The following is a 14,064-nucleotide window of genomic DNA, read 5'->3' as shown; positions in this document are numbered from 1 at the left end:
GGAGCAGCCTTTAGTCCCGAAAACGGGTGATGGATCTCTTAGCCGCCAAGAAAGACTAACACAGGTCATGAATCTCGCCCGCCTTGCGTTTGGCGTATATGGTATAGGGTCATTTGTATGGTATTTCATCAAAAGACGGAAATCGCAAGGAGGGAAGTGAACGCAGCGTTGAGGAAGCTTTTATTGATTGTACTCGCTATATTCTTGCTTACGAGCTGCTCACGGAACAGCGTAGAAGATCCGAAAATTAATTTAGAGCCTTCATCTCCAATAGAATCTCTGCTTCCAGAATCTGCACCAAAAACAACATCGGTAGCAGACACGGATAAAATTCCGGTATTAATATCTATTCCGGCACTTCATGTAGAGGCCCCCGTTCAACCGGTGGGCCTCGATACAGAAGGCCGCATGGCCACAGTATCAAGTGCTGAAACTGTTGGATGGTATAAATACGGCTCAAGCCCGGGACAGCCCGGAAACTCGATCCTAGCTGGGCATAGGGACTGGAAAGGCAAGGCAGGAAGCTTTCAGAATATCGAAAAGCTGAAGATAGGAGATGATGTAGTAATTACATTCGATGATGAGAGCATTGAGATCCTTACAGTAACCTCGAACGATACCTATGACCTTGACGAGGTACCAGCGTCGGTTATGGATCTGTCAGGTGAAGAACACACCACTCTCATCACTTGTACAGGCTATTTTGACAAGAAAAAACGTGGTTATCAAAGCCGAGCAGTCGTCGTTCTGAAGGAGACAAGCGGATGAAAAAGTTACTTAAAATACTACTTAAAATACTATGCTTTCCGATAACATGGCCATTTCTAGTCAACAAGCAAATTGCCAAGTCTTCTAAAAATCGCTTTTTGCACTGGCTTTTAGCGTCCTTAATCTTCAGCATTGCATTTTTTTGGCTCTATATAGTCGTGGTGGTGGCAACGTGGTTTTTAGATGGCACGATAACAAAAGAAACCGATATGTCTGCCTTCAAGGTGCCAGAAATCGTTTCATCAATGGGAATTTATATTTTTCTAATCAGCTTCTTTTTGGGATTCTTCTCCCCGTGGCTACCTGGTGCAGCAGGAATTCATCGTGAACGTAAACGTCCAAAGACCCACGGAGACGCTAGATTTTCTACTCTTAACGAAGTTATAGCTAAAGGCTTACTTGGTGCTGGGATCGTCTTTGGTCGATTGAAAGGAAAACTAATCGAGAAACCTTCAGCAGCCGAAGGACACGTACTAGTTGCTGGAGCGCCGGGAACCGGGAAAACTGCTGGAGTAGCCATACCTACTCTTTTCCGGTTTAGTGGTGGAGCAATAGTAATCGACATTAAGGGTGAGCTTTCAGCTTTAACAGCAGAGCATAGAAAGCAATTTGGGCCTGTATTTATATTTGATCCCCTTAATGGCGGCCACGGTTATGACCCGATTCGAGAATGTAGAACTGTTGATCGTGCGCAAAACTTAGCTAGAGCTCTCGTACCTACTCCTGAAAAGGCAGATCCTATGTGGTCTAATAACGCGCAGGCAATATTGGCCGCGGCAGTTATTGAAGCAGCTCATACCGGTGGGAAACTCTGCGAGGTCGCCGAACGGCTAATTACCACTCCTGCTGCTCAACTAATCGAAGAATTACAAGAGAGTCCGGTAAGATCGACGCGTATACTCTCGGCAGTTGGTGCCGACCTGCCTGAAAAAACGCTGGGGGGCGTTATGGCACAACTAAAATCCGGGTTATTTACGCTAGCAGCGGACGAAGGGATCGCAGCGGCCACAAGCCGAAGTGACTTTACACCTGAAAGTCTGGAGGAAGGTGCTACGATTTATTTACGGGTTCCTGAGCATCTCATTAAGCAATATAGGGAGCTTTGGACCGTTATGGTCAGCCAATTCATAAGACATTTAGAGCAACGCCAAGAGAAGGCAACTCCTCCCGTATTGATGTTGCTCGATGAGATGCCACGTCTCGGAGAACTCCCGGGCTTATCAGACTCTCTTGCGACATTGAGAAGCCGAAGCGTAACTGTTATGTCGCTTATCCAATCGATGGCCCAACTCGATGAAATCTATGGTTCTGACAAGCGTAAAATTATCGCCGATACCTGCGCCTATAAATTTGTGTTGAGCGCTGGCGATCCGGAAACTCAACGTTACTTTGCCGATCTAGCCGGACAGCAAACAGTTTATTCTAAAGGAATTACCGTGGGGGCCGGGCTGGTTCCAAATATGAGCAGTAATGAAACAGGCGTTCATTTGGTAAGACCTGAAGCTTGGGCACGGCTGCCAAAACCGATTCTTATGGCGCTTGGAATGCAACCGACAGAACTCGATTTGGCGTACTGGTTCAAAGACAAAGATTTCAAAGACCTCGCTTCTTGAAAGCAAAAAGCCGCTCCCCGAGTAAGGGAGCGGCTTTTCGTCTGGTGGTGTAACCCTTAAATGATCTATAGCTTTGCCGCAATTAAGAGTAATCCTAAAGGGCCGTGTTCGCTCATATCCCGAGTTCTTGATGGAAGTTCTTTAACGAGCTGTATTTCCCTAAACGATTCAACATGTTTGTGTCATTGTTCTGAACCGCTTTGCAATAGTCGTCCACGTACTTGTAAAAATGCCGCAAAATCAACTGCTCTTTACGGACAATCAAATCATGCTGCTTCTGCGGAATCGGCTTCGCGGATGGAACAACGTATTTTTGCATATCATGAATTATAATTGCCTTAGAGTAATCCAGTCCCTTATTGTCCTCTTTACTAAATCTGAAGCTATAAGGGTGGTTTATCCCGCTGCGGAATGGAATTACGAAAGTATGCCCCTTGTACTGCGTCACTAAGTGTAAATACTGGCGGTCGGGGTCTTTCATTATTTCAACATACCAATTAAAATCCTGATAGAAATCACTAGTAAGATGCACATAACGAAAAGCAGGAGTGCTCATATTTGTTCCCCTCAACGTAAAAAATGGCGCCGAATAGCGCCATTTCCATCTTCATCATTCGTTTGGCTTTTATTTTTTAAGGTGGGCTGCCATTCGCACCACGTCTTTGGTTTGGCCTTTATTTTTTCGGGTGGGCTGCCATTCGCACCACATCGTTCTTTTATTTTAATACCCACCTGATACATTGTCAATAAACAACTGTACCCAGTGTCAATGAGAAGATGGATCATTAGTGTTTCTAATTAAGTTTTAGTTTATGCAGAATCATTGGAGTAAGTTCTTATATATCATACTCAAGCCGTTGGGATAACTCATGGGGCAATGGGGCATCCTCTACAAAGAACCGGATATACTGACTTGCTTCGTCTACATTCAGTTCTTCAATTTGATTTAAGCAGTATCCCGCATTTTTCAACAGCGATTTTAGATATTTGATTTGGCGTTCTGTCGCCGGTGTTTCTTGCTTCCAGGCTTCAGCTTCACGCTTAATTTCCTCTTCGAGATCCGCGTGTTCAGGAAATTGATAAATTAATCCCCTCGCTTTGGCCGACCAATCGGAAGTAGCTTCTTGCTCCGTATCCCATGTGATGTAAGCCTTGGGAATGCGCTGGTCAATATAACGAGCCACATCATCAAGTAAGCGCTCCGGATCGCACTCCCCAACGTCGCGATAAAAATATTTTGCCTCACCAGACTCCAGGAATGCTTTGGCCAAGTCATATCGGTTCATGGTATTAATCTGCTCCACTGACCGAAGTATTTTGCTGAATGGCTTTTCCTGAACCACGTGATGGGCAACAAATTGACCAATACGTACCTTAACCTTATGCGTGTCTCGTACATATTCAAACATCGGAATCCCCCTTTCTTTCCCTGACCCGTAATTATGTAAAACTGTATTTACAGAAATAAACGTTTGCCCCCGCGCCGGGGGCTTCACCTGGATCATCGTTCTCGTTCTTGCTGGTTCATGGCTTGACGATGCCGCAGCTTCTCTTTATGCTCGACTTCTTTTACAGCTCTAAACGCATGACTCGCCTCTTGATAATCTTTGTTCACCTTTTCAAAATTCGCCTTCGCTCTTTGTAATTCAGGATCTCGCTCGGCAATTTCCTTCTTAACGGTTTCCAGCTCTCGTTGCAGTTGTTCTCTTTGGGCGTTCTTACCACGCTGCCACCAACGATTCGGCCCAAGATCATCAAGCTTCTTCTGTAAAGCTTCTTTCTTTTGTTCGCTTAAATCTTGCTTTCTCTGAAGCGTAGAATAGCTATGCTCCGCTGTGTTGCGCTCACTAAACATAGCGTCACGCTGCAACTTCAACGCCTGTACTTGATGCAAGTCAACTACTGAAGCAGAACCCTTCTCTTTAACCAACTCCGGAACTCGCACGTCGGACGTCCTTGAAGAACGCTTTTCTGCTACTTTGAAAACTTCCTGCAGCTTGGCCTCGATTGTCCTATATTCTTCACGCATTAAGGACTTGCTAACTTCGGTCAATTCCGGAAGCTTGCTAATCTGCTTATCTAGCTTCTCGATTTTCTCCCGAATTTCAGCTCTCTCATTTCGGCTGAATCGCTCTGTTTCCAAGTTAGACGTTAAAGCTTCCTTTTCTTTGACAAACTGCTCACGCCGCTTATACAATCCATATTCCTTGTCTAACCTCTTCTTTTGTTCCGTGTAAAATTCATAGGCCATATCCGGACGTTGCTCGATCACATTCATACTTGCACCCCGTTCCTGAGCAATATTTTTGATGTCATTGCCGACCGCCACCGGCGATTGCCCTTCCTCACGGCCAGAAATGGCCTTTTCAGCTTCTTTCTGCTGGTACGCAACCTTTTCCTTCCGATAAGTCTCCAATTCAACGACAATCGCGTTATGCTCCTTGGCTGCACGGTTCAAGGCGCCACGATCTGTATAAATTCCCCGTTCTTCCATCTCCCGAACATTCGGCCCCTCGTGGATCGTAGGAACCCGGTCTGTTAGCCCTTGTTCTTTTAGGCTTCTGTGATCGATTCTAGCGTCAATACCTTCCCGTTCTAAAAATTTGTTTGCATATTCAGCCCATTTGCTCCGCCATTCCAGCAGTTTTTCAGCGTTTACGTTATTGCGCCATCCTTTACCGACTTTTTCAGCTCCTTTGTATGTAACAAAATCCCCGTTCCATTCGCGGTTTTTGTTGCCGAAACCTTCCGGAGTAATTTCTCTCATAGTCAACATTACATGAGCATGAGGATTTTCTGAATTATCTCTATGAATACAAACATCGGCGATCATGCCCCGATCCACAAATTCTTTTTTCACAAAATCAATAAGTAATTCTCGCTGGATACCATAGGGCAATTCCCGAGGAAGCGCCACGTCAAATTCACGAGCAAGCTGTGCCGTCGCCCGACGGGTACTTTTATCTTCCACCTTCTCGACTTCATTCCAAAGACGTTCACGATCATAAACCCAATCAGGGGCATTCTCTGGTGCAAGGATCTCGCTCTCGATCAAGTACCGCTCTTTGCGAAACCCCCTATGCTGCTTTCCATATTTCTCGTCATACAAATCTTCACCGCTTCGATAGGAAGCGGCGGCAACCGCCGAACGACCCTCGGAACGGCGGATAACTTGCATACGCAGATGGAAAATCGCCATGTGAGATGCCCCCTTCTTTGGAATATTTCTAGCAAAGCGAAGCGCATAAACATCTTAGGCGGAACCGGCACTTTGCCTTTGATATAATGCGGGCGCGCCCGCATTTTTACGCATCGTTAGATGCGAATAAGTTTTAGCCTTTCAGCGAAACGCGATCGCGCATAGTCGCGATATGTCGTTTCGTCGCATCGTTAGATGCGAATGGGTGCAGGGTGAAACCCTGCCGCACACATTACGAAGTAATGTATAAGTGCGCCCTTCGCATCCTCTCGGGACTATTGTAGCACAAACCGCGTTCCTTCGGAACGCTAATTTGTGCTTGCCACATTGACATGGATGCGATACATTTTTTTTAGGCCCCGTGTTGCCCCGTGCCCCACAGGGGCGGCCCCGTGATTTTAAACTGGGCAGGGAAGAAAGAAGGCGATCCAATGCGTCGAAAACGCAGACGTTTTTCACGTGATGCGGCAGGAAGCCGCGAATGGGACGATGCTATCAAAAGATTTGAGAATCGCTTGGGTGGAGCCAAGTTAATAGATCTCGAAAACGGCGACGAACAAGCGGCCAAAGTCGCACATCGTAGTTTGCGAAAAGAATTCATGAAGCTGTTGAGCAATGACTTGGAAAGGAGCGACAGGTAATGTCGAGACGTACAGAGGAACAAAGATTGGCCGAGCTGGATCAGCGAATGGAACAATTAAAGGCAAAGAAGCAGCAGCTTCAGGCACAGATCAGCCAGAAAGAGCGTAAAGCACGCACCCGCCGCTTAATTCAAATTGGTGCTATTTTTGAACAATATTTTGGTGTCCAGGTTAACGAACAGGTTGCAGCAGACGTAATTAAAAACCTTCATGATCTAGCAGGCCGCGAGGAACGAGGGGAAATTCGAAAGATTGATTGACGCCGGGGAAATGCGTGGTAAACTTAAATCAAATCTGGAAGCACCGGTCCGACAGCTCCGCAACGGGAAAGCATCCCTGCGGAGCTGTTCGCTTTTTTATAGACCTTCGAATAAAAGTTACCTTAAATCGTTGATGATTTAAGTAACCTAAATTATAATCGAATTAAAGTAACCTAAATTCGAGGGGGATTCACTATGCCATCTCCACTTGACCGTCGAAATCAAGGTGCACGGCAGCCAGTAGGCCGTGGCCGACCGTCGCTTGGCATCACCAAAAAAGTGTCGCTCACGCTGACGGAAAGCGAGTGGGCCGAAATCGAAGCGTCAAGCCTGACCGTTGCCGCTTTCTTGAAAGAGCGCATGAAAAAAGCGCCGGTGGCCGAAGTCGAGCCGGTCGCTCCTGAAGCTACTGATCCGAAAGAGCCGGTCAATTATCCACGCCGCTATGTCGAAGAGCGCTGGGAGATTCATTTGCGCAACGCGGAAGAGAGCCCAGCAGCCGACATCATCGAAGCCGCGAAAGCGTCCATGTTCGGCATTCTATTCCCTAAAAATGCCGAGAACGCCGTCGTACGGACGCACCAGCAATACGAATGCCCGTTTACAGGCAAACGCTACGGCTCGATGGACAAACTCGTCCGCACAGCCATTCCATACCTGATCGAACGCAAGACCGCCGAGAAAGCACATAAATCCGAGCTGGCCGCGATCCGGGAACGCGAGAAGGCCCCCAAGTACCTAATGGATATGCGATAACTTCAAACCTCTACTCGCGTCCCCCAGCCGCAACTCCAAGCCAGGCGGCAATATAAAGCGCCGTAATACCCACGAACGACCGTTCGATGACAAACTATTGTCATCCGGATTATTGTATCATTTAGCGAAGAATAGCCAAACGAGGAGGAAAGCCCAATGATCGGAAAGTTTTCAATTGACTCGTTCACACCCGAAGCCATTAAGCTGGCAACTTCAACCGTACCTACACACGTCGCCAACGCATTCATCCAGCTCGGCCAACGTCGAGATCTGAAGATCTTTTATCACACCGAAAATGCTGTCACGATCGGCGAATATGCGCTAGAACTCTCCTCAATTTCTCCGGATGCCGTAGAGTTCGTGACAAGCGATGATGGCCAAAGCTTAGATGACCAGCGAATCAAACTGGCCATAATCGCAGCGTATAAACGAAACAGCAGCATATAAACCACGGCTCCCGCGCCTTCGCTTGGGCTACGTCCTCCACCAGGGGGCCTCCGGCCCCTTCTCCATCATCTTTCAATAAATTCATCCGCTTCTGTGAAGTTAATTCTAAAAAAAACAAGCTGTGGACAATTCTTCAACTAACGCGGCATTATCCACAAACCCTTAGAGAAAAGGTAGCAGCGCTTACGCGCTGCATTGATTTAAATCATCCTCCCCTCACCCACCCCTACGCTTTACGGTGAACTGTGTCTTATTCGTAAATCCACGCAACTTTTTCTTGACGCCGAACCGGGGTCTGGGGACACTGGATCGTGCGAGGTGGACACAGTTCACCTTATCCCGGAAGTGAGTAAACAACCGGGATAAGGTAGCATTTTTGAACTCTGGTTCGGCCGTCACGCATCGGGGAACGGCTCCCGTGTAATTGTTTCCGCCACGCGCTTACGCGCCTATTGTCTCGATCTCTCGGATTGGTTACGGTTCCTATGACCAATCTGCCACCACAGCATACAATAGCTTCTCAAACCGTGGTCTTGCCTCCCTTGAACGGTTTCCAGCAAGGTTCTATCGGCACTTTACCACGTACTGTTCGGAACGGTCGTGCGGCGGATCAAGAGTCACATCCACTCCGCGACGCTTCGTTTTGCCTTACGTTGGACTGCCTTTCGGCTCTGCGTTATGTGCTTGGTTACACGCCCAACTTTGCTCCCGTCCGTGTTTGATATCTCTCGACATGAGGTAAACGGGAGCTAGACCGGCTTCACTTGGCGCTGGTAAGGCGCTAGTGGCCACGGCTGAACGTGGCAACCCGGAAATAACCGTATACTTGGGGTAAGGCTCCCTCCTATACGATGGACAGGGGTTTAGCGTGGTATCCTGTCTCATTTGATGCAAACCACGGAGCTGCGTCGCTCAACGGCCTTCGTTTCCAAAAAAGACAATAGGAAACTAAGCCCTCGAAAATCAACTTTTCCAAAAAATGGAATGTTTTCGAGCGCTGGATATTTTGTTTTTATGTATGAGTAAATACTCCACTTCGCCCAGCCTGAGCCGGATCGAGGGTGTATTCATTCCGAAAACTAGAAAAGCCCTGACTCCACGAAAGGGAATCAGGGCTCAAAATGTTTTGAGTGTCTCTCATTTGCCAATAATTTTAATATGGATTTCACGATAGGTATGTTGAAGCGCCATGAATCCATATGGTACAATAGCGGTACCTAGAAAAATCATTGTGAGAGTGCCTGTTTCACCGATCTGGAGAATCGGACTGAAGCAGCATCGGGTCGCCAAACCCGTGCCACTTGAACAGTGATTTTTTCTTTTCAAAGAAAGACTAGCAAACTACTAAACTGAATATACCATACTGATAACCATCTGCAAAGAAGAGAACTCGACATTCTACGCAGTCTACCACGGCCAAAATATCATACAAAATATCTTACAGATCGCCCCGAAGGCTCGCTCCATCAAGCAAAACCTTGTAAGATATTCCCTTCAAAAAAACCATTTACGGCCCTAAAAAATTATTCTGGGCAGGGTAAAAAATCTCCGTAGCTTTAATATCTTACAAAATATCTTACAGCACCCTTTTAAGCCTTATAGGATAAGGCTTTTTCTTGTAAGACAAGCAGGAATAATAGTGGTCTTTATGGAATGTAAAACTGTATAGCTGTAAATAAGGAGGGACTAATTCCTATGGGGACTACCATTAGTTTTGGCATTCAGAAAGGGGGAGCCGGGAAGACAACTACGACTGCAATAACTGCCTTTCTCTTGGCTCAAAGCGGAAAAAAGGTTCTGGCCGTGGATTTCGATTCACAGGGCAACCTCACACAATTCTTGACCCAGCGTAACATTTACGACTTTACCGAACAGACTGCCTTAGAAGCATTGAAGGAACAGAATGCAGCTCCTTATATCCATCCGGTTTCGACAAATTTAGACATTCTACCTGCTGAAGACTTCTTAATTACTTTCTCAAGCTGGCTTTATCAGAAATACCCGGGGACTGATCCTTCTCGCGTTCTGAAGGACACGCTAGAGCCTGTAAAAGATCGTTACGACTTTATCCTAATCGACCTCCCTCCGAATCTTGGGGATCATACTATTAACGGCCTTACGGCTTCTGACTTTGCTGTGGTTATGCTTCAGAGCGAGCCGTTTTGTCATGATGCGCTTGATCGTTACTTGGAGACGCTTCAGGCCGTTAAAAAGAAAACTAATCCGGATCTCATTCTTGCTGGAATTCTTACTGTCATGCTCGATGCCAGGACGACACTCGATACGGCAATTTTAGATAAGGCACGTCGCGATTACGAAGACGTCGTATTCCATTCTGTAATTAAGCGCCGAAGCCGAATCAAAGAATTCACTGTTACGGGCCTTCAGCTTGTAACTAAAGCCGATCACGACGCCCTGGAACCCTATAACAACTTCGTGAAGGAGCTGCTTGAACGTGTCAAATAAAAGAGAGGCACTGAACGAACTACTAAACCGCAAACCTGTAAATACAAAAATACAGGAAAGTGTAGATTCCGTCATTGAAAGAGGAGTTGTTCCTAATAACAAGAAAAAGGCTACATATGAGCTTGACCTAGATCTTCACACAGAACTGAAGATATTCGCCGCCAAGCAGAATAAGAAAATGGTGGACATCGTTGAACTTGCCATACGTGAGTATTTGAGAAATAATAAATGACACATTACAGAAATACAGCAATACTTAAATACATTTAACTGTATTTTGTAGAAAGGATGGGATCTACTATGAGCAAACGATCCTACAAACCTTATATGCAGGGTATAGTCGTTGATTTAATGAGGTTAAAGAACATCGACGAGGCAACAGCGACCAGGCTGATGGCCAAATACTACCGCCGCATATTTCGGCACTGGGGAGCAGAACCCAATACAGAGGACTTTGCGGAAAAAATAATTGATTTGGACAAGATAATCCAAGCAGCGATAAATAAATCTCCTTCGAATGAAGGCGCGCTCACTTGGAAACATCGGGAATATAAAACTGTAACATTAAATATTAATCGGCATCTTTACCGTAAAGCTAAGTCATTTGCTTATCTTCACGATCAAAAAGTAGACGACGTTATCGAGCTGGCTTTGCAACACTTTTTCAAAATGCCAGGGCTTGATGTGGTAGAAGGCAAAGACTAGAGAGTGAAAAATTAGCTGGCCAAGTGCATCAGCTATTTTTTATTTTTATATAAGTCTACCTAGTAAACCCGGTAAACCTATGGTATAATAAGGATGTAATAGTAAACCGAAAGGAAAGAGGCGAATGTCGGAAAAAAAAGAGGTTAAGTCGTATAAGGTCAGTCCTGAACTCAAAGAGAAGTTAGAAAACCTATTCTCTGAAAGCGGACTGGAGACACAGGAGGCTTTCCTGGAGCATGTCGCAACGTTATACGAAATGCAGCGAATCAAGGAAGGCGGTGCAGCCGGCTACAAAAAGCAATTGGACGAGCTGGAGTACCATACGCGGCGAAGTGTAGAGCTTTTCCTTGGAATGATCGAAACAGAAACAGCCGAACGGATACAATTAAACCAACAGCATGACGAGACGCTCGCCGATCGGGCAGCTACAATCATGAGTCAGGAACAAGAAATTTCGGAACTTCGAAAAGAAGTAAAGAGAGTCACTGACGAGTTTGCCCAGCTTACCAAAGATCATGAAGCACAGCTCAAACAAGCGGAACAGCTCGCCGAGATTTCAAGAAAAGACAATTTACTTGTTGAAGAGTATCGTGGTCGAATCGATACCCTATCTGGGCTGGTTAACGAGTACAAAGCCGCGGCAGATGAAAACAAAGACTTAAGAGCCCAAATTGCCGAAGCTACTCAACAAATCAAGCAGCAGGCCGAGAAGATCGAGGATCTTCAGCAAGAAGCTAAAGAGCTTGAGGAATCATCTAATGAACGTGTCCAAGCCCTCGAAGTTCGTGCTAAAGACGATCTGGAACGCTTGGCCGAACGTAAAGAAGTAGAGAAGGAACGCGAATTGCTTCAACTTCGGACCGAATACCAGGCTAAGTTGGAAAAGGCACATGATGAAGCTACCTCAAAACTTCGTGAGCTGTACGACCAAATTAACCAAATGCGCCGGGATCATGAGCAAGAAATTGCTTCGCTTAAAAAGAGCGGAGATAAGGCGTAATTCTACGCCGATTTCTTTACCCCTAAAACTGTATTTATGTAAAACTGTATTTACAGTTATAAGTAATGAAAAAAGCGAACCCTCTTTTCAGAGGCATCCGCTTTATAGACGAAGTATTGCTATTAGATGCCCTTTAGTATAGGCCTTCGTAGTGATGGCATGCAAGACATATGTTCAAAATCCTGAATTTTGTGAATATGTCTAGGCATTCTAAAACCTAACATGCCTTGAAATAACGAGCAATTTCGAGAAAAAGAAAGAAAGCGAGTTTTGAAAACAAGCTTGAAAACGTCGAAATGAAGCAATTGTTCCACGGAATGAAAATCGCCCAAAATAGTCAAATTCAGCCGAAAATGAAGCTTGAAAATTCCCCTGAAGGGAGGTGACGAACATGATCGGAAAGGAAAGACCTAAATTCGAATTCGGCATATTTATGTGTAAAGTTGGACTGGTCGCTATCGGGATCTTGCTGGTTCCCTTGTTTAATGACCATGCTTTGAACTCGATCATCTCTTTTACCAGTCAATTCACTGATTACAATCCAGCAGAACATATGCCTAAAATGCCATCGGCTGACGAACTCTTCCACGACTAATCTTAGGGGACTCATTTTTCCGTCCAAAAAAATCAACCACCACAGTTAATTTAGGAGGGGCGCGGAAACCCGCGTAGTCCAAAAAAATTAATATGAAAGGTGAGTTTCCCCATGTTGTTAAAAAGAACACAAATCTTTCTTCTGTTACTGGTTTCAGTAGTTATTGGTTCGATGTCTGTCCCGGTTTCTTATGTTCACGCTGCCGATTATGTTGTAGATGTTCCTGATCTTAATTTTCATGAAGCCTTGGCCAGAAACGCAGGTTTTGTTTCTGCTGGGAAGCCCCTTACCGACCCGATCTACAAGTCCGACTTTGACAAAGTGGTTGCAAATACAGGCGGCAAAATAAACTATTCAAACAAGGGCATCACGGATTTAACCGGGATAGAAGGTTTTAATGATACTAATGTCCAGTGGTTGGCCTTTGATGATAACGAAATCTCGGATCTTAGCCCGATGGCCAATCTTACTAATGTGGCCAATCTGAAGATTTTGAGTTTTAACAACAACATCATTACGGATGCAGCTCCGATCAGTCATTTAACGACGGTGCAGGAACTTTCTTTGAGCTACAACAACATCAGTGATCTTACCCCTTTAAGTGGACTGAGCAACTTATCCAAGCTGTATTTGACCCAAAACAAAATTGAAGACATTTCTCCTATTTCAGCTTTATTGAATTTGAAATGGCTTTACCTCGGAAACGGCACTACCAAAACAAATCAGATTACGGACGTTAGTCCTCTATCTGGTCTTATAAATTTGGAAATGCTTGATCTTACGAGCAATGATATAACTGATTTTTCTCCGTTAGCTTCATTGGTCAATTTGACCTCCTTGCAGATTAATAGCAACAGAACGAGGGATTTAAACTTCCTTGCTGGTATGACGAATTTAACTACCCTTGGTATTCGCAGTCTAGGATTAGAAGATGGAGACATCGCCGTATTAAGCTCGCTTTTGGCTCTGAAGACTTTAGACATGGGAACGCTGTCTGACGTAAACAAAATATCGGATCTAAATCCAATAAAGAACCTGTCCCTTCAAGACCTTTCAGTTGATGGCGAGCGCATAACCGACTTTACTCCGCTTGCAAATATGACCTCTCTTAAGAATCTGAATGCGTCGGGTAACTATGCAGATATTTGGAACGAACCCAATAAGTCGGCACTCTCCGGATTACCATTAATGGCTTCTAGCGTACTAACTCCACAAGAATTCTTGCGCTACGAATCAGGCTTCATGAATGGTGATTCCATTGATGTCGTAACGGTTGAAGTAGGCAAGACGGTTACCGTTTATCCGATTAGGTATCCCACTGATGACGGAACTACAAAGTCTTTCTGGAATACAGATTTGATCTATGACACGAACGACATAGCTGCTACCGCTGCTGATTCTTCAATCGCATCGACCAGCATTGCAAATGACGGTGTAGCAGTTCTGAAAATAACCGGGAACAGCCCAGGTACAACGGTAGTTTCCGGAACAATATTTGGCCAAAACACCGTATTCACAACACGTGATTTGACGGTGAATGTCATCCCAGCCACGAAGACATTGACTAGCCTGACCGTTACCCCGGCCACGGCTACGATCCAAGTCGGAGAGACG

General features: G+C 45.4%; 15 protein-coding genes. 12 read left to right on the top strand and 3 right to left on the bottom strand.

The features are described 5' to 3' along the window. Nucleotides 1-117: 117 nt before the first annotated feature. On the top strand, nucleotides 118-768 hold the full coding sequence (locus PCH05_RS26615) for a class F sortase (protein ID WP_127607687.1): 651 nt from the start codon (nucleotides 118-120) through the stop codon (nucleotides 766-768). Further along, the gene (locus tag PCH05_RS26610; RefSeq protein ID WP_127607685.1) at nucleotides 765-2,381 is read left to right on the top strand and encodes a type IV secretory system conjugative DNA transfer family protein; all 1,617 of its coding nucleotides are present in this window, start codon (nucleotides 765-767) and stop codon (nucleotides 2,379-2,381) included. The genes PCH05_RS26615 and PCH05_RS26610 overlap by 4 nt, the downstream gene beginning before the upstream one ends. A gap of 112 nt (nucleotides 2,382-2,493) precedes the next feature. Here PCH05_RS26610 and tenpIN read toward each other — a convergent pair whose 3' ends face one another. The 3 genes from tenpIN to mobQ all read right to left on the bottom strand — a co-directional run bounded on the left by tenpIN (nucleotide 2,494) and on the right by mobQ (nucleotide 5,580). Next, nucleotides 2,494-2,937, bottom strand: a complete 444-nt coding sequence (gene tenpIN / locus PCH05_RS27470; protein WP_164766813.1) for a type III toxin-antitoxin system TenpIN family toxin — start codon at nucleotides 2,935-2,937, stop codon at nucleotides 2,494-2,496. A 280-nt stretch (nucleotides 2,938-3,217) separates the two neighbouring features. Then, nucleotides 3,218-3,790 carry a hypothetical protein gene (locus PCH05_RS26600; protein WP_127607681.1) on the bottom strand — a complete coding sequence of 191 codons (573 nt, stop codon included), beginning with the start codon at nucleotides 3,788-3,790 and terminating at the stop codon, nucleotides 3,218-3,220. A 92-nt stretch (nucleotides 3,791-3,882) separates the two neighbouring features. Then, nucleotides 3,883-5,580, bottom strand: coding sequence for a MobQ family relaxase (gene mobQ / locus PCH05_RS26595; RefSeq protein WP_127607679.1), 1,698 nt, complete (start codon nucleotides 5,578-5,580; stop codon nucleotides 3,883-3,885). A 392-nt stretch (nucleotides 5,581-5,972) separates the two neighbouring features. Between mobQ and PCH05_RS26590 the strand changes: the two genes are divergently transcribed. The 10 genes from PCH05_RS26590 to PCH05_RS26545 form a co-directional block, all read left to right on the top strand. Further along, nucleotides 5,973-6,221 carry a hypothetical protein gene (locus tag PCH05_RS26590; protein WP_127607676.1) on the top strand — a complete coding sequence of 83 codons (249 nt, stop codon included), beginning with the start codon at nucleotides 5,973-5,975 and terminating at the stop codon, nucleotides 6,219-6,221. Next, complete coding sequence (locus tag PCH05_RS26585) at nucleotides 6,221-6,481, top strand: hypothetical protein (RefSeq protein WP_127607674.1); 261 nt, start codon at nucleotides 6,221-6,223, stop codon at nucleotides 6,479-6,481. Before PCH05_RS26590 ends, PCH05_RS26585 begins: the two co-directional genes overlap by 1 nt. Nucleotides 6,482-6,676: 195 nt before the next feature. Then, nucleotides 6,677-7,237, top strand: a complete 561-nt coding sequence (locus PCH05_RS26580) for a hypothetical protein (protein WP_127607672.1) — start codon at nucleotides 6,677-6,679, stop codon at nucleotides 7,235-7,237. 156 nt (nucleotides 7,238-7,393) lie between these two features. Further along, nucleotides 7,394-7,684, top strand: a complete 291-nt coding sequence (locus PCH05_RS26575; protein ID WP_127607670.1) for a hypothetical protein — start codon at nucleotides 7,394-7,396, stop codon at nucleotides 7,682-7,684. A gap of 1,695 nt (nucleotides 7,685-9,379) precedes the next feature. Next, nucleotides 9,380-10,150 (top strand): ParA family protein, encoded by a 771-nt coding sequence (locus PCH05_RS26570; protein WP_127607668.1) that lies wholly within the window; start codon nucleotides 9,380-9,382, stop codon nucleotides 10,148-10,150. Continuing rightward, nucleotides 10,140-10,382: an RH3 domain-containing protein gene (locus PCH05_RS26565; RefSeq protein ID WP_127607666.1), complete on the top strand. Its 243-nt coding sequence runs from the start codon at nucleotides 10,140-10,142 to the stop codon at nucleotides 10,380-10,382. The genes PCH05_RS26570 and PCH05_RS26565 overlap by 11 nt, the downstream gene beginning before the upstream one ends. Before the next feature lie 68 nt (nucleotides 10,383-10,450). After that, nucleotides 10,451-10,855, top strand: a complete 405-nt coding sequence (locus tag PCH05_RS26560) for a hypothetical protein (RefSeq protein ID WP_127607664.1) — start codon at nucleotides 10,451-10,453, stop codon at nucleotides 10,853-10,855. A gap of 124 nt (nucleotides 10,856-10,979) precedes the next feature. Next, nucleotides 10,980-11,855 carry a hypothetical protein gene (locus PCH05_RS26555; protein ID WP_127607662.1) on the top strand — a complete coding sequence of 292 codons (876 nt, stop codon included), beginning with the start codon at nucleotides 10,980-10,982 and terminating at the stop codon, nucleotides 11,853-11,855. Between the two features lie 391 nt (nucleotides 11,856-12,246). Next, a complete protein-coding gene (locus PCH05_RS26550) occupies nucleotides 12,247-12,450 on the top strand; it encodes a hypothetical protein (protein WP_127607654.1) in 204 nt (67 codons plus the stop codon). 111 nt (nucleotides 12,451-12,561) lie between these two features. Continuing rightward, nucleotides 12,562-14,064: leucine-rich repeat domain-containing protein (locus PCH05_RS26545; RefSeq protein WP_164766812.1), on the top strand; the 1,503-nt coding region annotated here is incomplete at its 3' end.

The sequence above is a fragment of the Paenibacillus chibensis genome, assembly GCF_004001045.1.
GTDB lineage: Bacteria > Bacillota > Bacilli > Paenibacillales > Paenibacillaceae > Paenibacillus_AQ > Paenibacillus_AQ chibensis.
The sequence above is the reverse complement of the archived record's forward strand: the minus strand, read 5'-3'. Positions and strand labels throughout refer to the sequence as shown.